Here is a 21,073-nt window from a genome sequence, read left to right on the forward strand (position 1 = left end):
TGACACTTCACGCGTGAAAGCCCCGTCAATCTGTGCTCCACTGCACAGACAATGCTTCACCCGCCAACCATAGCCCTGAAGAGGTGGCGCCTTGTCAGCATGATTGCAATCACGCTGACCGCCGTGGATGGCCTGTGCCAGACGGCAGCCAATCCCCCGCCTCCCCCTTCCGCGCCCGGAGTATCCGACGATCATGAGCGGTCCCAGGTCGCCCTCACAGCCTTGGGCGAGTCCTTCAAGCAGTTGGATCGCGATTTGAAAGTGGAACGCGAACGCCTCAAAAACAAGCTGCCGCCGGATGAGAAGGAAAAGGCCGAGGCCCGGGTCCGGGAGCTCGGGGCCAAGCGTGAGGAACTGCTCAAAAACCTCGAGTTCGTTGTCACAGGTTTCGACCCGCTTTCGGGTTCACCCGAAATCAATGAGACCATGGATCTCCAGGCGGAGACGCGGGATTTGCTGCTTCCCATCATTCAGGAACTGAAGCAGATGACCGCCTCTCCACGTGAAACGGAGAATCTGCGCCGTCAGGTCGCCGCACTGCAGCAGCGCAGCGCTTTGGCCAAGGTGGCAACGCAGCGTCTGGGGGAGCAGTTGAAACAGGAGGAGGACGCCACGCTCAAACCGCTGATCCAGGAGTTGCTCGCCAACTGGAAAAAGAAACAGAACGACTCCGACACCGAGCTGGCCGTGGCCGAGTTCAGGCTCGAAGAACTCGAAACAAAGCGCGGTGGCGTGCTCGGCGCACTTCGCGATGTCACCAGCGGCTTCTTCAAGCAACGCGGACGCAACCTGCTCATGGCCGTGTGCGTCAGCCTGCTGATCTTCGGCGGACTGCGTTTGCTCTGGCGCCGGTTGAAGATGCTGCCGCAGCTTCGGCGCAAGAACCGCTCGTTTGGCCTGCGCATGGTCGTGGTGGCCTACCATGTCAGCTCCTTTTTGCTGGCAGCCTTCTCTGCGCTCCTGGTCTTCTATCTTGCGGGCGATTGGGTGCTGCTGGGCCTGGCCACGTTGTTCCTAATCGGCATCGCCTGGACCGGAAAACAAACCCTGCCTGTTGTTTACGAGCAGTTGAAAATCCTCCTCAACCTGGGCTCCGTCCGCGAAGGCGAACGCGTGATCTACAACGGCCTGCCGTGGGAGGTGCGGACCATCGGAGTGTTTTCCGAACTGCACAATCCTGCGCTCGACAGCGGCCAGATACGTCTGCCCCTGCGGGATCTGACCGCTCTCATCTCGCGCCCGTCAGAAGACGAGCTGTGGTTCCCCTGCGCGGTGGACGACTGGGTCTGCCTGAGCGACGGCACGCATGGGAAAGTGGTCGCACAGTCGCCAGAATGGGTGCAGCTCGTGCTGCTCGGAGGCAGTCGCCGCACCTACCCCACCTCAGCGTTTTTGGAGCTGTGTCCAGAAAATCTGACAAAGAACTTCCGCGTGCGCAGCATTTTCGGCATCGACTACCGGCACCAGGCGCTATGCACCACCGAGATTCCCGCGAAGCTCAAAGAACACCTCGAACGGGAACTGCGCGTCATCGTGGGACCAGAGAATTTGAAGAACGTCAGTGCCGAATTGAGCGAAGCCGCCAGTTCATCGCTGAACTACACGGTCCTCGCCGATTTCTCCGGTGAGGTTGCTCAGCGTCATTCCTTCCTCACACGGGTCATCCAGCGCATCTGTGTGGATGCCTGCAATGAAAACGGTTGGAACATCCCGTTCACCCAGATCACCGTTCATCAGGCGGGAACTGCGTCTGCGTAAAGCCTGGATGATCAGGCGGCTCACTGTTGTCGAACCCACTTGCGAAGGAACTCGGCAACGATCTTCGTGCGCTCATCGTCGTAAAACTCCGGTCCACCGTGCTTGCTGCCCGGCAGTCTGATGAGCGTGACAGGCAATTTCAGCGCTTCGTAGTCACGGGCCAGTTCCTGCGACTGCGCCGGTGGCATCTGCGGATCGGCGTCGCCGTGAATCAGCAGCAGCGGAGGATCGCTCTTGTCGAGATGGGCCACCGGGCTCGCCAGTTTTGCCAGATCGCGCTTCTTGTCGGGCACATCTCCCAGCAGCAGCTTCAAAGCCGGAATCCGCACGGTGAGACCAAACTCGGTGCTCTGGGAAAGGATCGACTGCAGATTCGAAGCGCCGTAAAAGCTCACGATGCCCTGCACGTCGCTGCTTTGATCCGGATGATCTCCCACCTTGCCCTCGAGCGCCGGGTTTCCATTGCTCACCCCCACCAGCGCCGCCAGATGACCTCCGGCTGATGAGCCGACGATGGCAATCCTGTCCGTGTTGACGTGAAACGTCCCGGCATTCGCCCGCAGAAAACGGATCGCCGCCTTGATGTCATGAACCTGGGCAGGGAACACCGCCTGCGTCGAAAGCCGGTAGTCCACGCTCGCAATCGCAAAGCCGCGATCCATCAGCTTCGCGATCGGCACATCGGACTTCGATCCTGCACGCCAGGCGCCTCCATGCACATAGACGATGAGCAGCGGATTCTCCGCCTGCGGGCGATGCAGATCGAGTTTGAGCGATGTGCCGCCCACCTTTGCATACTCGATGTCCGTCTGCGTGTCGGCAAAGGCGGTGGAAGCAACCAGCAGGGACAAAAGAAACCGTGTCATGGCGGATCAACGTCGGGAGAACCGTCCGCCTGACAAGCGTCTCACCGTTCGAAAACCATCTGATCGTCCGGCACTTCCAGATGAATCTGATCGCCGTAGCCTAACCCTTCCGTCCACGGCAGTAGCAGTTCGAGCACGTTGGGCTTCTGGAAGTGTGTCGGCTTCGTGTCCGGATGCGGAAAGTAGATCCAACCGCTCACCGGAGCCCCATCACTGCGATGCACGGTGAGATCAAAGAACGAAAAATCCTCCGCCGGATCCTCAGGATGCCACTTCAGCGCACGAAACGTGTGCCGTGGTTTCAGCACACGATAGCTCAACGGCGCGATGCTCACGTTGAGCGTGCCGGGATAAAATGCACTCAAGTCCAGCCCCAGCGCCGCGAAGTAAGGCAGCTGCATTCGCAGCGTGCCGCCAGGAAACTTGGGATTCCCATTCAATCCTGACGCAACACGGTGGCCCTGGACGATAGTGGCGGGGATCATGCGATGATCTGCTTGATCACCTTGCAAGGCTCCACGCCGGTGAGTTTGAAGTCGAGCCCTGCGGCGCGGAAGGAGAGGCGTTCGTGATCCATGCCCAACTGATGCAGAATGGTAGCGTGCAGATCGGCCACGTGGACTTCTTCCTCGATGATGTTGAAGCCCATCTCGTCCGTCGCGCCGAGGGTCACGCCGCCTTTGATGCCGCCACCGGCCATCCACATGGAGAAGGCCTGCGGATGATGATCGCGGCCCATGCTGCGGCCGAGCGAGACACTGGCTTCGACCATCGGTGTGCGGCCGAATTCACCGCCCCACACGACGAGCGTGCTGTCGAGCAGGCCGCGCTGCTTGAGGTCCTTTACCAAGGCGGCGCTGGCCTGGTCGGTCTTCGCGCAATTGCTCTTCACATTGCCTTCTACGTTGCTGTGCGCGTCCCAGCCTTCGTTGTAGATGTTGATGAAGCGCACACCGCGTTCGACCATGCGCCTTGCAAGCAGGCAGGCTCGGGCAAACGACGGCACCTTCGGATCGCAGCCGTACATTTTCAGCGTGGCCTCGTCTTCTTTGCTGAGATCCATCAACTCCGGCGCGGAGGTTTGCAGGCGGTAGGCCATCTCGTAGTTCGCGATGCGCGTGGCGGTCTCGCCATCGCCATCGAGCTCCAGGCGGCGCTGATTGAGCGCGTTGATGAGATCGATCGTGTCCTTCTGCGTGCCCGACGAGATGCCCTCCGGCGTGCTCACATTCAAAATGGGATCGCCCGTGTTGCGGAAGCGTGTGCCGGCATACACGCTCGGCAGGAAACCGCTGCTCCAGCACGCCGCGCCACCGCTGATGCCGCTGCCGGTGCTCATGACAACAAAGCTCGGCAGATCGCGCGTCTCAGCGCCGAGGCCGTAAGTGATCCACGAGCCCATGCTGGGCCGTCCGGGCTGCGAGAAGCCCGTGTTCATGAAAATTTGCGCCGGAGCGTGGTTGAACTGCGTCGTGCGGCAGGATTTCACGATGGCGATGTCGTCCACGATCGTCGCCAGATGCGGCAGCACCTCGGAGAGCTCCGCGCCGCACTGCCCGTGCTTCGCAAACTTAAAGCGCGGCCCCAGCACCGCCGCATCCGGCCGGATGAAAGCATAACGCTGACCGCCGATGATCGAAGGTGGCAACGGCTTGCCTTCATACTTCGTCAGCGTGGGCTTGTGATCGAACATTTCGAGCTGCGACGGCGCGCCAGCCATGAACATGTGAATCACGGCCTTCGCCTTCGGCTGAAAATGCGACGACGCGGCAACATTCGGACTCTTCGCAGCGCCATATGCCGACTCCGCGAGCAACGAAGCCAGCGCGATCTTGCCCGTGCCGACGGCGCAATCCTGGAAGAAGTGTCTGCGGGTGATGTTGGGAATGTTCATGGATGGGTAACTGTTTCGTCGAGATTCAGCGCCGCGCGGCACACGGAGGTCCACAGTGCTTCGCCTTCGAGTTTGTGGGCGCGTTCTTTGGCGAGGAAAGTCTTGAGCATGGCGATCTCATCCGCTGCCGCTGGCCGCGTGGCACAGCGGCGGAAGAGGTTTTGGAGGCGGCCTTCATCCGTGGAAGACTCGGCGATGACTTTCTTCGCCATCGCTTGCGCGGCTTCCATGAACATCTGGTCGTTGAGAAGCGTGAGGGCTTGCAGCGGGCTGTTGGAGACTTCGCGACGGGCGAGGCAGCTTTCGCCGGTGGGCGCGTCGAAGGTGGTGGACATCGCGAAGGGCGCAGTGCGCTTCATAAACGTGTAGAGGCTGCGGCGGAAGTGATCGTCGCCCTCGCTGACTTTCCATTCGAACTTCCCGTAGGTGCCTTCGGAGGTCACGCTCACCGGCTGCGGAGGGAAGACGCCTGGACCGCCCATTTTCGGCGATAAAACACCGGCTGCCTTCAAAGCGGAGTCGCGAATGATTTCAGCATCGAGACGGAAACGTGAACCGCGTGCGAGGAGGATGTTCTCCGGATCTTTTTCGGCGAGTTCGGGCGTGATGCGGCTGCCCTGCTTGTAGGTGGCGCTGGTGACGATGAGACGATGCAGCTTCTTCATCGACCAGCCCTGCTTCACGAATTCGACGGCGAGCCAGTCGAGCAACTGCGGATGCGAAGGCGGCTCGCTTTGATAGCCGAAGTCCTCGAGCGACTTCACCAGTCCACGACCAAAGAACGCCTGCCATTGGCGGTTCACGGTGACACGCGCGGTGAGCGGATTCTCCGGTGAGAACAGCCACTTCGCGAAGGTGAGACGGTTCGCAGGCGCGTTCTTTGGCAGCGCGGGCAGGAAGGCTGGAACCGCAGGCGGCACCTCCTCCTTCGGCGAGAGATATTCTCCGCGATGGTAGCGATGCGTGATACGCGGATTGGATGCCGGGCGCTCATTCATCACCAGCGTGGGCTGACCACGTGGCGGGTTTTTGCGCAAGGCTGCGAGCTGAGCCGCGGCCTGTTTCGTCTCGGGTGCGGTTTCGAGGAAACGGCGCAGCAGGAGATCACGCTTCGATGAATCGTTGGTGGCGAGTGCGTTTTCGACGTCCGCCGGATGTCCGGTCGCCGTGGCGTGATCGCTGGTGGTGACGGAGATGCGGAAGTGGCCGAGTGGGCAGGCAAAGTGCTTTTCGAAAAGCATTTTCAAATCGAAACCGTTCGTGAGATCGACCGGCTTCTCGAAATGAAACACGGCTGCGTGCTGCACGCCGTAACCACCAAGCACCTGCCAGCCGCTGGACATCTCCGCATCGAGCGCGGCGCTGGCGTTGTTGGTTTTCTTTTTGGCTGCGGCAGCTTTTTTGGCGGGAGAGGCATCGCTGATCTTGTCGGCCTCTTGATCGTTGGTGGCATCGGCGCCCTTTATGCCGATGCGCTTGCCGCTTTGAAAAGCCTGCAGTTCGCTGAGGAAGAAGCCGCCGATGGGGCCTTCGTAATAGGTGAGTCCCGGGCCGTCGTTCGGCAGGCTAGGATGGCTGGCGACTTCGATACGCAGTGCAGTCACACCCTTGATCGGCGCTTTGAAGTTCAAGTCATAGACATCACTCTTCGAGATGTCGCCGCTGCCAAGAATGAAGCCGTCGGGTTGCAGTTCCAAATGCGGCATGGTGGTCTTCATCGCCGTGGGGCGAATGATCTCCCACTTGGAGGCTCGATGCGACTCGCCTTCCATCCATCCTGCGAAGCGGCTTTCCATGGCTGCTTTGCCGCCGGGGAATTTCGATGGCAGTTCGGCTTCCAGTTTCGCGATCTTCTCCGCGTGCGCCTTCTCCTGCGCGGCGATCTCCGGCGTGGGGATGTTATAGGTGGGTTCGTTGGCGTTGTTCAGCAGCGCCATGATGCTGTAGAAGTCGGTGTGGAGGATGGGGTCGTATTTGTGCGTGTGACACTGGCAGCAGTTCAACGTGAGGCCGAACCACGTCGCACCGGTGACCCCCACGCGGTCCACCATCGCGTAGAATCGATACTCGTTCGGATCGATGCCGCCCTCTTCATTCAGCATGGTGTTGCGATGGAAACCGGTGGCGATGAGGTCGTCGGGCTTGGCGTTAGGCAGCATGTCACCGGCGAGCTGCTTGATGCTGAACTGGTCGAAGGACATGTCGTCATTCAGCGCCTTCACCACCCAGTCGCGATACGGCCAGATCTGACGCGGGCGGTCTTTTTCGAAGCCGTTCGTGTCCGCGTAGCGTGCGAGATCGAGCCAGCGTCGCGCCCAGCGCTCGCCGTAGTTCTTTGAGGCAAGCAGCGAATCCACGAGCTTGTCGTAAGCATCGGGCGACTTGTCATTCACAAAGGCATCTGCCTCCGCCGGTGTCGGCGGCAGGCCCGTGAGGTCAAGATAGACACGGCGCACGAGGGTGTAGCGATCTGCCTCGGTCGATGGCTTGAGTCCTTCCTTCTCGAGGCGCTCACGGATGAAATGATCGATGCTAGCTTTCGGGTCCTTCGATGGATTCGGAGGCGTGTAAGCCCAATGCGTCTCATACTTCGCGCCTTCGGCGATCCAGGCTTTGAGCACGGCCTTGTCTTTGTCCGACAACACCTTCTTCGTGTGCGGAGGTGGCATGACCTCATCCTCGTCAGTCGAGAGGATGCGTTTGACGACCTCGCTGGCGTCCGGCTTGCCGGGAACGATGGCGATTTCACCCGATTTGCCCTGACCGTACGCGGATTCGCTCAAATCGAGCCGCAGTTTCCCTTTGCGACCGTGATCATCCATGCCGTGGCAGGTAAAGCACTGCTGCGCGAGCACCGGGCGCACGTCGCGATTAAAATCGACGGCACGGGCTGTGCTGACGAACAGCAGGAAAAGCAGAAAGGGGGACTTCATCACCATCACTAACGAACCAAACGGCAGGTTTTCACCTGCCGTTTGATCCGGGAGCAGCCCTCAACGGCCAAACAAAATCCGGTCACCTGCGACGGCGAAGCAGCAGGCCGATGACGCCAAACAGGAACAGCAGCACGCGGGACGGCTCGGGAACCACCACCACGATGCCATGGCTGGAGAAGAGACTGGTCTCGAAGAACAGGCCGGCGAGGCTGAGGTCTGGCAGTTCCAGATCTCCCAGCAGGCCGCCGCTGCGGAAATTGCCGCCGACGCTGAAGCTGTTGGGATTGAGCGTGGCCCAGTCGATCAGATTGAACACATCTCCGAACACCGGCTGATAGTCGGTGCCGCCGTTGTTGGTGAAACTGATGATGCCACCACTATTGAGGGTGAAGTCGCCCGTGACCACGAGGCGGTCATGATCGCCGCCGGTCTCGGCGTCATAGGTGCCGCCCTGAGTGGTGATCCAGCTTGAGAAGTCACCTGCACCGAGGTGACTGCTGAAATTGGCGGCGTCATTGTAGTCAGCACCGTTTGTGGCGCCCATCTGGAGAGTGAGTCGGTTCACTCCCGAAGAATCTCCGACGAGTTCGAGATTGCCGTTCACCGTCAGCACTCCGATGCCGTCACCTGCCGTTCCGATGGCAGAAGGATCCGAGGACATGCCCGGGCTCATCACTCCGGGCCCACCATCTGTGCCGATGATCAGGCTGCCTGTGCCGGTCGTAACAGTGCCCGAACCACTGACGGGCCCGTCGAAGGTGAAATCACCCGCGTTGGACGCGGAAAAATCAAGCGTGGCTCCTGACGCCACTTCGATCCAGCTCGTTGGGGAGATGTCTGTGTCGCCTGAGATGGCCAGCGTGCCTGCGGACACCGTTGTCTTGCCAGTGTAAGCGGTGCCGGCATTCGTGAGTGTCACGGTGCCTGAGCCCTGCTTGTTGACGCTCAGGACATCGCCGGGATCCGCTGTGGCGATTGCCCCGGAGATGAGCACACCACCACCCGCATCGTCCGATTCGGAGGTCAGTGTCAGTTCGCGGATGTTGTCCACGCCCGGGAGTGTGAGGTGCTGCAATGTGATCGCCCCTGAAAACTCGGTGGTGCCGGTGGTGAATGTGCCGCCGAGGATGGTGGAACCCGTGCCGTTGGTGTCATTGATGTCGATGTCCGTGCTGATGATCAGACCGGAAGCCCCGGCCACGAGCCCCACGTCGGGATTGTTCAGATCGACAAGCCAGAGCACCGGATCCTCCGTGTTTCCGAATCCATCATCGACTCCGTTCACGATGTTCACATCCGCGGAGGCCATGAAGAAGCGCGTGCCGGCCTGTGCACCGGTGGTGACGCCGATGCTCGTGCCATACAGCATCTCGGTGGTTTCATCGAAGTCATCCGCACGCACCAGATTCATGTGCGTGCCGTTGGGATCGAGGCTGACGATCTCGTAAACGCCGTTGCGCTCCGGACTCTCACCCTCGTCTTTCACCAGGATGCGCTTGCCGATGTCCGCCGTGGTGATGGTCACGCCGTCCACGATCGTCGTCACATTCAGGAAGGCGCCATTGCCAGCGCCGCCTGCACCATCACTGCTTCCGTCGAAGCTGCCGCCGGTCGCTGCCGCGATGAGCGAGCGGGTGGTGGCCAGGTAGGCATCCGAGGCCAGATTGCGGCGGATGTCCCCCAGTTCCACGATGGTGGTGGAGAGCGAGTCATTGTCGAACACACTCAAGGTGCCGTGACGCACGACCGTGCCGCCGTCGATGGCCGTCCCGGCCGCCCAAGCGCCGCCTGAGTTGTAAGAGTTCGCCGTGTGGAACTCCACTGTACCGCTGCCGACCTTGACCAACGGCGTAACGCCGCCGAAGCCGCCGTCAAGAATGACATCGCCGAACTGGAAGATCGAGCTGCCGTCCGCCTCCACAAAGACGTTGGTGGAGATGTCCTGGTAGAGCGACACCGTTCCTCCTGTGGCAAACCCGTAGGTTCCCGAGGTCGCGCGTGTGCCGATCACGGTGATGCCCTCGTCATTGCCGTCGAAGTTGTTCATCTGCACCTGGTTGACCACCGCATTGGCGGTGCCGTCGAGCAGCAGCTCGACTTCTACGTCCTTCGGGCTCTCGGAGAACACGATGCCGCCGAGATTGATGACATTGAATGCATCCCCAAACGCCGTGTTGCTGCCACCGATCAAGGTGCCCTGCCGCACAGCGAGATTGGTCGTGACGAACGTGTTGTCGCCTGACAGCCGCTGCGAGCCCGAACCAATTTTGTAGAACCCGTTGGCGCCGGCACCGGGGGCGCCCAGCGCGTTTGTTTGAATGACACCGGCAAAGTCAGCATCGTTGGTGTTGTCTCCGCCGATCCTCAAAGTGGAGTTCTCAATGTTCACCGTGGAACCGCTTTCCCCGGAGAGCGAACCGATGGTGACATCGAAGCCGGCACCCGCGTTGTCCCAGTAGGGGCTCAGCAGCGCGCCATCGCTCACGATGAAACGAGAGTAAGGGGAGAAGGAGTTGTTCGAGCCGGCATACAGCGTGCCCTGCAGCACCGTGGTGGTGCCGGAGTAACTGCTGAAGGCATCCGCGATGTCATCACCACCGGTGCTGGCGCCGAAGACGGTTTCGCCGATGCCGGTCTTCACCACGTTCAGCAGCCCCTGATTGCTCAATGTTCCGCCAAAGACGAGCCCGTCGTCCATCCCCACCCCAATGTCCTGGAAGCTTACACCCGTCCTCGTACCATCCGCGGAGAACGTGAGCGTCACATCGGTGAACGCGGCGTTTTCGATTTTCGCGGTGGTCGCGACGCCGGTGGCACCAACGAACAGGAAGTCCTGCGTGAAAGTCTTGTTGATGCCCGCCAGCTGCAGATGCCCCTGCGAGGCAAACTTCACGAGATTGTCATTCAGAGCCATGGCGTTTCCCAGACGAACGATGGCGATGCGGTCCACGTCGCTGCCGCCGGTGGTGGCGCTGTTGTTGGTGATCAGCAGGTCGCCGGTCCAGCCGGTGTTGTCACCGTTGAGACCGAAGATGGCGTTGATCACAAAGTCATCAAACGGATCGAGGATGCTGCCGTTGGCCACATTCCCACTGCCACCCTGCGGGACGTTGATGGAGATGTTTTTGCTGCCGACGATGTTGCCGTTGAAATTGATGAACACAGTTTCGGCATTGGTCGGGGCTCCGATGGACCGGGTATCATTTCGAGTGTTCGAGGTGTTGGTCGGGGTGGTGCTGTTGCGGACGTCGTCCTGGTAGTAGAACTCCACATCATCCTGCAGCGTGAGGGTGCCGTTGTAGTTTACCACATCGGCATGGGCCAGGTAAACGGCCCCGATGCGCTTCGTCTGATTTCCCGCTCCGGAGTCATCACGCACGATGATGGCCTGGCTGACATTGGACACATCCCGGTAGCCACCCTCATCACGATAAAGGAGCTGAACAGTGGAGTTGCCAGTCACCTCCTCGCCCGCCGTCTCCGCAGCGAGGTTGTGTCCGAGAATGATCGGCATCGTGCCGACGCCGAGTGGATTCCCCGCACTGAAAACATTCACCGAGCCTTCGCTGACGATCAACTGGCCGGTCCATTCTGGATTGCTCTCGCGGAAGTACATGGTGCCGGGACCGATCTTGGTGATGCCGCCATCGCCGGTGATGTAGCCGCCGGCGTCGTTGAGATTGGTGGTTCCCTGGCTCCCAACCTTGATGGTAGTGGCCCCGGCCAGCGTGCCGGCGGTCTGCACACCATCAGGCGTACCGGCGTTGCCGAGGCTGTCGAACTGCAGAATGCCGCGGAAGTAAAAGTTGATGTCGTGCGGATCACCCGCGGTGTTCACCGGAGCAAGATCCAGCACGCTGCCGCCTTCAAAAGTGAACCACTCCTGCAGGAAAGCGTTGTAGTTGGAGTTGTTGGCGGGCGTCTGGGGGGCGAGCACCAGAGTCGCTCCGCTTCGAAGGATCGTGCCGTCCAGGAAAGCGCTGTTGGATCCGAACGGGGTTGCGGTCGTGCTCGACGAAAAGGTGGGTTCCCATTTCACGGTGCCCGCCTTGATTTCGGTCAGGCCGTTGTAGGTGTTGTTGATGTTGGTGAGGTACAGCGTCCCGTCTCCCGTCTTGTCGATACGGCCCACCGCCGGATTGGCCGAGTAGTTGACGATCACATTCGGCTCGGACGCAATGATGCCGCCATAGCTCAGGGTGGTTCCGGACGCGACATTCACCTGCCCTCCGTTGCCGCCAAGCATGATGCCGCGATTGGCGTCGAGCGTGAAGTCCGCCGTCGTGTTGAGATTGCCGCCGTTGATGTAAATGGCGTCCACCAAGGCCGCACCCGGAGCCACGCCCAGATTCGCATCACTGGAGATGGTCAGCGCACCGCCATTAAGGAAGGTGCGGCCGGTGAAGGTGTTGGAGCCGGCAAGGATGAGCTCACCTGATCCCGTTTTGACCAGCGCATTTCCCGCCGCGCTGCCGCCATTGTCAGCAATGATCGAACCGATGGTCATCGCCGCGCCGCCATACTGGTGGATGATCAGGTCGGCGTCCGCGCCTGCCATCAGCGTACCGTTGATGATGGACTTGGCGCCCGTGAGTACTGTGGAGCTGATCATGATGCCGCCGTTGGTCACCTCGAGACCGTTGGTTGCGTCGATGATGCCTGTGCCGTCAAAGTCGAAGTGCAGGGTGTTGACGGGCGACGCAGCCACGCCGCCGTTAAAGCCAGCACCGTTCTCACTGACATCCATCGCCGCTGTCCATAGAGTGACATCGTCCTCATCCTGACGCGTGGCGCCCGCAAATTGCGTGATGTCTCCCGATCCGCCGGTGGTCATGGCAAAGTCGAGAGCGTTGAGCGTGTAGGTCGCCGCGGCGGCATTGTAGGTGTAGCTGTCGCCGTAGGTGGCCCAGGCATAGGCGGTGTCATCCGCCTGGATGCTGCCGCCGCCGCTGCCCCGGAAGGTGATGACCGAGGTGCCGCCGGCGCCGTTTTCCACGAAGTTCAAGGTGCCGCCAGAAAGGCGGTTCGTGGCCAGAGTCGTGGAACCGATGTTCATGGTGGTGATGCGGCCTTCCTTCGACGTGACGATCACATCGGTGCCGCCGGCTGAGATGAGTGTCTGCGCGGTGGGGAAATGCGAGGCCGTCCCCACGGCCGCCCCTGTGTAGTTGGCCGTTTCATTTTGAATGGAACTGGCACCATCCATTTCGATGCCGCCACCCGCGAAGGTGATCATGGCCCCGGTGTCGAAGCGGCGTCCCGTGGCGTTGCCATAATTGGTCAAACGCAGCAATCCACCGGACATATTGAGCTGTTCCACATCACCATTCTGCGCAGCGCCGTTCACATCGTTCTGGCCGTTGAAGTTGACGACACCGCGGCCGATTTTCGTAAAGGAGGTATGGGAATCCGCATCCGTGTCATCCAGGCGGAAGTTCAGTTCCATCGTGCCTCCGCCGGCCTGATACACGGTAAGATCACGCACAAAGTTGTTGGCGGCGCTTGAACCGTTGTAAACAACCCTGTCCGTGCCGTCACCAAAAGTTACGGTGCCTGAGGTGTTGGTGCCGGCGAGCATGTCGTTGCCGAACTGGTTGAAGTCGTTGTTGCCGTCTCCGCCGATGTCGATGCGGCTGATGTTGAGTGCCTGGCCTGGCTTGGTCAGAATGACCGCTGCGTTCCAGTTGTTGCTGTTGCCGCCGATGCGCATGCCGCTCTGCCCGTTGGCGGAGTTCATGTTGGCGGCTGCCAGCGGGGTCCAGAAGTTGCCATCGCCCTCGTAGCGCAGGATGCCGTTTTCCACAAAGATGAGCCCCGCCGCGTCCCACTGCTGACGCGCATTGACCACTGCCTGATCACTGCCGCGAATGAAGAAGCGCAGGAGCTGGTTCTCGTTGTCACTGGTGACCGGAGCGGCGATGGCGCCGAACTGGTTGTCGTGGAACTGGCCGTTGAGATTGATGACACCACCGGCTGAGTTGATGCTGTTGGTGGCGATGAGGCGCGCGTCGTTCAACGCGGTGTCCGTATTGATGTGATTGGCGGCAATCCCGCCCGGTCCGCCTTCTTCATTGCCATAGATGTCGCCGTCGATGGTCAAGGTGTAGAGAGCACCAGTGCCGAGGTAGGGGGTGAAGACCCAGTTCCCGGCATCGTCCACGGTATCGACGATGATGTCGCCACCCCAGGTGTTGTTGGCGCTGTTGCTGTGCAGAACATTGGTCGAAACGCTGATGTTGCCGATGTAGAGATTCGCCGGAGCGCCGCCGGAGGCGGAATCGAGCATGTTGGTGCCGAGTTCCAGGTAAAGCCGGCCATCATTTTCGATCCTCAGCAGATTCGAGTCACCCAGACCGTGCTGGTCGCGAATCACGAGAATGCCTTCCGCAATGGTGGTGACGCCGGTGTAGCTGTTGCTGTTGTCGAAATACACGGTCTGCGCCCCGGCCTTCGTCAATCCGCCGCTGCCGGCGATCTCGGAGCGAATGAGCGCGCTGTTGCCGCTTTCGTTGACAATGATGGCCTCGCGCGTGCCGAAGTCGAGCACACCGCCGGCGATGTATTGATTGCTGCCCGCACTGGTGCCGCTGACGTCCCGCCCGAAGAGAAGCATGCCCGAGCCGTTGGTGTCGAAGCCAACCCCGTTGGTGGCACCCAGGGAGTCCCCCAGATAGAGGGTGACGTCAGCATTGAGCACCAGCACCGAACCAAGTTCGTTGTTGTTGTTGCTGTTGACGGTGGAAGTCGGCGTGTTGGTGCCGAAGCGCAGCGAGTTCATCGCCACATTGGTCGTGACGCGGTTGGGATTGTCGCCATACCAGTTCACGTCGCCGTCGGGGTCACCCGCGCGGTCCACGTTGTAGTTCAGCATGAAGTTCTGATTCACGCCGTAGAGCACGGTGTAGTCGCCGTCCACGAGGCCTTTGACCGGGAGGCTGGAGCTCTGCAGATACTCCGTGTCGAAATCCAGCGGCCGCAGCTCCGTGGTGTTCAAGCTGTCAAAAGTCATGAAGTGGTTGGAGATGTTGTTCACGCCGCCAAAGGCGCCCAGCACGATGGACTGCGTCGTCGTGCCATTGCCCGTTCCGCCGCCATACAGCGTCGCGCTGGCACCGCCATCCTGAATGAAAAGGTGCGCCGTGGTCCCAAACGAACCCAGAACATTGTCGAGCACCTGAAACTGAGCGATGGAACCCGGATCACGCTGGAAGCTCGCAAAAGTGAAGCTCGTGGTCTGCGGCGTGGCGTCATCGAGGTCGAAATTGATCTTGCCGGAGCCTGATTCGATGATGAGGTCCCCCATGGTCTCGGAGACCGCTGATCCCGCGTTGCCGACCAGACGAATGCGACCCTGACCGCGGAGAATGAGATCGGCGGTGTCATTGACACGATCGTTGTTCACGTCCGTGGCGTTGAAGAGATAAAAGCTGCCATCGCGGCTGATCACCATCGAATTGACGGAGGAGAGCGCGCCATCAGGTCCTGTCAGTCGAATGCCGCCGCGGGAAAGAGTAGAATCAATGTTCGAGCCACCCACGCCATTGCGCTGGATGTAGATGTCGCCGGAGATCGTGTTGTTTGCCACCAGCCGCAGGGTTCCCGTGTTGATCTTGCTGAAGCCGCCCGTTCCACCGATGACGCCTGTGACTTCGTGTTGATCCCCCACCCCGGCGTCGTTCACGTCAAAGAGATTGGTGTTGCCCGTGCCGGTGAAGTTGATGTCTCCGCTCCAGATCGTGAGATCGCCGTTTCCAAGGTCGCTGGTGATCCAGCCACCGTTGACGTTGAGTTCCGCCGTCTGGGTCGTCTCCGTGTTGACCAGATACAAACGTGGGAACACCTGAAAGCCCGTTCCGCCCGTCGTCACAAAGCCGTCACCCAGATTGATGACGGGTGCATTGATGAGGAAGGTGTTGGGCGTGCCGGCGATTCCATCCACACGAAACTCTCCGTTGAAAACATCGATCTGACTGATGTTGGTCATCCGGCTCGGGTCCTGGTTGAAGCGCACCTGGCCCTCCCCGATCAGACGGATGGTGCCGGGGCCGTTGATCACCGCTTCGCCCGAGTCAATGGTCACCGTGCCCGAGTTGGCGAACACAAGAACTCCGCCGTTGAGTTCGATCGTTCCCGTTGAGTTGCCGGTGATGGACCGCACCGCATTCGTCGTGCCATTGAGGTCGATCACGCCCCCGCTCGTCGGGTTCAGGTTAAACGTACTCCCGATGGAGACGCCCGTGCCGATCCTGATCGTGCCGTTGCTGACGGCCAGATTGCCGCCGCCGTCCGAGTCTTGATCAAGGGTCAGGATTCCTCCACCCGTCTGCAGCAGGTTGGCCGTGTCACCAATGCTCGCCCCAAGATCATAATCACCCGCCTGCGTGACTGTCAGCGTGGCGTCCCCAAGGATGCGGCTGGTGACGCCGCCGCCCGTGACGCTCAGGATGGTGTCGTTGTTGTCCACATCCAGCCAGGCGCCGGCCTGCAGGGTGACAAAGATGGAATTGTCGATCGCGTCGGTGGCGCTGATCCGCAACTGCGCGCCGCTGATCACGTTGATGCTGCCGCCCCCGACACTGTCAGTCACCTTGTCCATTCGCACATCGCCCAGACCTGGATCGCCATCGATCACATCTGCGTAACCGATCGTCAGCGTCAGGCCGTTGAGTTCGACATCCTCGTTGATGTTGAACAGATGCCCGCTGGATGACGCAATGGTACCGCCCGCGCCGCCGGGTTTCAATTCGATGAATCCTCGGGAGGTCGCATCCAGGCTCCGGTCAAAGGCGTCGTTGATGATGATGCCGTGACCCGAGCCGGGAGCGCCATCCAGAGAGACAATCGGCGTACCGGCCGAAGTAGGGTTCGCGGCGTTCGCATTGGCGCTCCACTCATAGATGCCGGTGCCGTCAAAATACGTCGTGAGCAGCGGCTGTGCCGCCGTGCCGAAGTTGTCCACATTGATCTTCACGATGGCATCGTTCACGCCGATGGCGGCCAGCGCCTGGGCTCCGGTCCAGCCGGTGTTGTTGTTGATCTGAATGATGGAACGGGCTTCAAACGTGAGCTGGCCGGTGCCGGACAGGCCGTTCGTGTTTTGCGCGAGAAAACGTCCGCGTGATTGAACCGTCACATCGCCGTTCAATCCTGTCGCCGCTGCTGCCAGACGCGCCGCATCCGTGCTTCCATACTGCTGCAGGGTGCCGCCATCGAGAACGATGATGCTCGCCAGGCCGTCGCCAGAGCCCATCGCGTCTGATTGGGACACCTCCAGAGTCCCGCCCGGCTCCACCATGAACGTCACCGGGCTGCCCGCCGCGATGCTTCCGTAGGTGGCGGAGCTGTCATCAAGGCCCACATAACCGCCCGTCACATGCGCGGTGAGCGGCGTGGAGGCGGCCCCGGTAATCACAGGGCCACCGGCGCCTGTGCCGTTGCCCAATCTCAGCGTGTAAGCGCTCTGACCTTCGCCATTCTGATTGGGAACCAGCATGGCGTGCAGTTCGAAGTCGCTGCCATTGACCATGATGGTGCCCAGATCCCATGCGCGGGTGTTGCGGTCATTGCCAATGCCCTTCCAAGGAGTGCCGACGCCGATCGTGACACCAGATCCGGCAGTCTGGGTGGTTCCATCGCCAAAGTAGAACTGCATGTCATTGGGCAGGTTCTGAATGGTGTTGTTGCCCGTGCCCATGGCCGATGAGTTGGTGCCGTGAAGGACCGTGGCCCCTGGATCGAGATGCACCTCGCCGCCGGCGCTGACGGCTCCAGCAACGTAAGTCAGACTGTTGAGACCACCGCCTCCGGCTGACGTGGACTGCCCGCCAAAGCTGCTGGTTCCATCAACGGTGAACCGGTCCCCTGGAGTGTTGAAGACCGTCGTTGAGCTGTCGAGATAGATGCTGCCGCCTTCAAAAACGGAGTAGCCCTCGGTCGAAGTCGTGGCGCCCATTCGCCGCACGTTCAAGATGCCTCGTGTAACGTACACAGGGCCCGTTCCCAGATAAGTGCGATTGTCGACCGTGCCGGTATAGACGTTGCCTGCACCGTTGATGAAGGTGCCACCCGAGTAGGTGTTGTCGGTGTTGCTGTAAATGACAAGGTTGCCGGCCTGCGTCTTCACCAGGGCAGTGGCCATATCACCGTCTGCAATGGTGGAATAAATGTACAGGTTTAACTGTGCATTGTGAACATACAACGCGCCGCCATTCGCCGTGATCGTGGCATTGCCGCCGCTCTCCGGCTGGATGGACTTGTAGAAGTTGCCGATGGCGAGCAGCCCGCCTGTGTCGATCGTCAGCGTGCTGCCGTTGGTCTGTTCGATGATGGTCGTGGGTGTGCCTGAGGTGACGCCGGCAGTGGCCGTCCACTTGAGAGCATTGACCGTCGTGTCGCCGATCGTCGTGGTGACGGCCCCCTGGCTGAAGTCCACATTGTCCGCAGCACCGGCGGTGGCGAGGTCCGTAGACGTGTAATTCGCAATCGCCACGCCGTTGGTGGCATCGTAGGTGGCAAAGTTGATCTGGTTCACCAATGCCCAGCCGCCCAGGATTCCGTCATTGACCGCGTCTGGAATGCTGTTGAAAACGATGCGCGGATTGTTGCCAGGGTCACCGAGTGTCCCGGCAGAGGTCGTCCAGTCGAAGTCGGCCGTCGCACCGACCGAGCGGGTGAGATCGCCAAAGGACCACAGCGTCGCCGAGCTGCTGCTGGTCCGGCTGATGAAAAAACGCGAGGATCCCCGGTCCAAAAACAGATCCCCCATGGTCTGCGTCCACGGACTGACCGCTCCGCTGCTGTTCGAGTAGAACTGGATTCGGCCGCCCTCCATGTGCACGGGAGCCGTCTCATTGACCGCCGAGTAGTAGGGAGTCGAGCCGATGGCGTTGTATGCCACGATCAAGTCCCCGCCGGAGCGGATCGTGTAGCTGGATGCGCCGCTCAGAGAGGGGATGTTCGTCACCGTTCCCCGGTCCGTGTAGGCCTGCATACGCACGATGCCGCTGTCCAAAATGAAGTCGCCGGTGAAGGCGGAGCTGTCGCCATCCAGACGCAGTTCTCCAAATCCGGTCTTCGTCAGCGTGCCGGCACCACTGATCTCCCCTTTCAGACGCATGGAGCCGAAGGTGGAGTTGTTGCGTGTGACATCCAGCGTGCCGCCGCCCGCACCAATGGTGATGCCACGAGTGGAATAGAAATTGTTTCCCAGCGCACGCAGGGTACCGCCGTCGAGAACAACGTTGCCGCCGCCGGTGCCGAGACTTTCGTCCTTGTACACCTCGACGATTCCGCCGTTGATCGTGGTGTTGCCCGTGTAGCTGTTGGACGAACCCAGATTCAACGTGCCGTTTCCTGTTTTGATCAGCCCCAGGCTGCCGGCGATGTCGGAGTCGATGCGCACATCATTCAAGCCGCTCACATCAATGGTCGCCGCACCGCCAAGCGTGAGCGTACTGCCAGTGAGGAGGTATCCGGTGCTGTTGATGATCAGCGTGCCCGCATTGATCGGTCCGCCAAGAGTCACCGTGCCGGCGGTGCCGGAGAAGATTGCGGTGTCGGTGAGTGAATTGGGCCAGGCGACGTCGGCGGAGACTCCGTCCCACCAGCTGCCGGTGATAGTGTCCCAGGTGCCAGTTCCGCCGACATTGGTGCCGTCCACGAGGTTTCCCGTGGCGTCGGCATCAGCGTCCCAGTAGAACGTGGCGGCCTGTGTTTGAGTGGAGAAGACACCCGTGAACAAGGTCAGCAGAAGCAGGAGCACAGACAGAGACCCATGCGAATTCGCAGACTGCAATCGAGATACAGGCATCACCATGTTCAGTGATGGGAATCCTCTGGAGGGTTGGAGGAATGTTTGTTTCATCCATCCAGAATACCGGTTCACCGTTGTGCGAATCCATCCGACGAACCTGCAATGTCCTCTGTCCTTTCGCCGATCAACGACTACGCCAACAGCCACCCGCATAAGCCATAGGCTTATTGGGCAAACCGCTCATGGATGATTGTGCGTCGGCGTGTCCTCGCCATCTTGGAAACGCTCCGTTTTTCACACCATGCCATGCTGCGACCACGACCATCTTCTTCGGGGTTTGAACTGACAAAAAAAGTCAGACGCTCGTGTGGTCAGACAGCTCCTCCTCTGCCTGCAGAGAATCCTGTCATCCTGTCCGATGTGACTGCGGTCGTGGAATCCGAGGTCGCCGACTCGCTGCCGGTGCTGATCGCGGTGCTCGATCTGGAACGGCGCTATCGCTACTGCAATGCGGCCTATCGTGACTGGTTCGGTCTCGATCCTCAGACTTTGATCGGTCAGCGTTTCGAGGAAGTGGTCGGTGACGCGGTTTACCAAATCGCCCGTCCCCACATTCAACGGGTGCTTGAAGGAACCGAGGTGAATTTTGAGGGCACCTTTGCCTACCAACACGGCCCGACCCGCCATGTGAACGTCAACTACGCCCCGCAGCGGGACGCCGCCGGACAGGTCACCGGCTACGTGTCGCTTACAGTCGATGTCTCGCGACAACGGGACACCGAGCTGCGGCTCCGGGAACTGACCTCCGAGCTGGAGGCCAAGGTGCGCGCGCGTACACATGAACTGCACCAGACCGTGGAGGCGCTGCAATCCACCGTGCAAAGTGCGCCCGACACCGTTCTGGTGCTGGATGCCGTCGGTCACATCCTCAACGCGAATCCTCCGGCGCTGCGTCTTTTCGGCCTGCCGACGGAACAGCTCATCGGCCAGTCGCTGAGCGCGTTTCTGCCCACGGCGCATGTGGAGGAGTTCAGCGAGTTTTTCGAGGAGGCAAAACGTGTCTCGCCTGACATCCGCTCCACCGAGCCCCGCGAATCCATGCTCCGACATGCCAATGGAGCACTCATTCCGATCGAGGTTGCCATCGGTGTCAGCCCGCGCCTTGATCACTTCACCGCTTTTATCCGCGACATCTCCAGACGACGGGATCTTGAATCCGAGCTGATGCGAGTCGCCGTGGACGAACGCCGGCACATCGCGCAGGACTTGCACGACAGCCTCTGCCAGGAAATCAGCGCCGTGCATTTCGCGGTGGTCGCCCTCGCCCAGCGCTTGAAGGAGGACCGGTCCGGCGAAGCAGAAACCACACGCAAAATCGGCCTCATGATCGAGGAGACCCTGGACCACGCACGTCACATCGCCCACGGGCTGGGCCCTGTCATGGAAGAGGGTGACGATCTGGTGCGCGCGCTGCGGCGGCTGGCTCGCACCACGGAAGATCTTTGCAAGATGCCCTGCGGCATGCAGTCCAACGGCAACTTCTCGGACGTGAATCGTGACGCGGGCACCCAGCTCTACTACATCACGCAGGAGGCGCTGAACAACGTGCTCCGGCACGCTCATGCCACCCGGATGGACATCGAGCTCTCGCGCGAAAACAACGAGGTGGTGCTGCGTGTTTCAGACAACGGCCGGGGCTTCCATCCTACAGGGGACTCCACAGGCCGCGGTGTGCGCTTCATGCGCTATCGCGCCGCCAGCGTTCAGGGCACCTTGCGCTTGCGCAAACGCGCCGCGGGAGGCACTGAGCTCGAATGCCGCGTGCCGGTGACATCCTGAACAACAACGCCGGACCGGAAAACTCTGG

At 60.6% G+C, this 21,073-nt stretch carries 7 protein-coding genes; 2 read left to right on the top strand and 5 right to left on the bottom strand.

Annotated elements, in window-relative coordinates:
- Window positions 1-99 precede the first annotated feature (99 nt).
- On the top strand, window positions 100-1,758 hold the full coding sequence (locus KDL09_RS16505) for a hypothetical protein (RefSeq protein WP_294387420.1): 1,659 nt from the start codon (window positions 100-102) through the stop codon (window positions 1,756-1,758).
- A 20-nt stretch (window positions 1,759-1,778) separates the two neighbouring features.
- On the opposite strand, the gene KDL09_RS16510 is transcribed toward KDL09_RS16505, so the two are convergent.
- The 5 genes from KDL09_RS16510 to KDL09_RS16530 all read right to left on the bottom strand — a co-directional run bounded on the left by KDL09_RS16510 (window position 1,779) and on the right by KDL09_RS16530 (window position 19,215).
- The gene (locus tag KDL09_RS16510) at window positions 1,779-2,624 is read right to left on the bottom strand and encodes an alpha/beta hydrolase (RefSeq protein ID WP_294387422.1); all 846 of its coding nucleotides are present in this window, start codon (window positions 2,622-2,624) and stop codon (window positions 1,779-1,781) included.
- A gap of 41 nt (window positions 2,625-2,665) precedes the next feature.
- Entirely contained in the window at window positions 2,666-3,109 is a 444-nt protein-coding gene (locus KDL09_RS16515) for a hypothetical protein (protein ID WP_294387424.1), read from the bottom strand.
- The gene (locus tag KDL09_RS16520) at window positions 3,106-4,518 is read right to left on the bottom strand and encodes a DUF1501 domain-containing protein (protein WP_294387426.1); all 1,413 of its coding nucleotides are present in this window, start codon (window positions 4,516-4,518) and stop codon (window positions 3,106-3,108) included. The genes KDL09_RS16515 and KDL09_RS16520 overlap by 4 nt, the downstream gene beginning before the upstream one ends.
- Window positions 4,515-7,451: a PSD1 and planctomycete cytochrome C domain-containing protein gene (locus KDL09_RS16525; RefSeq protein ID WP_294387429.1), complete on the bottom strand. Its 2,937-nt coding sequence runs from the start codon at window positions 7,449-7,451 to the stop codon at window positions 4,515-4,517. The genes KDL09_RS16520 and KDL09_RS16525 overlap by 4 nt, the downstream gene beginning before the upstream one ends.
- Before the next feature lie 82 nt (window positions 7,452-7,533).
- On the bottom strand, window positions 7,534-19,215 hold the full coding sequence (locus KDL09_RS16530) for an autotransporter-associated beta strand repeat-containing protein (protein WP_294387430.1): 11,682 nt from the start codon (window positions 19,213-19,215) through the stop codon (window positions 7,534-7,536).
- A gap of 423 nt (window positions 19,216-19,638) precedes the next feature.
- Between KDL09_RS16530 and KDL09_RS16535 the strand changes: the two genes are divergently transcribed.
- Entirely contained in the window at window positions 19,639-21,045 is a 1,407-nt protein-coding gene (locus KDL09_RS16535) for a PAS domain-containing protein (RefSeq protein WP_294387432.1), read from the top strand.
- The last annotated feature ends 28 nt before the right edge of the window (window positions 21,046-21,073 follow it).

The organism is Prosthecobacter sp., assembly GCF_020439865.1.
Taxonomy (GTDB): Bacteria; Verrucomicrobiota; Verrucomicrobiia; order Verrucomicrobiales; family Verrucomicrobiaceae; genus Prosthecobacter.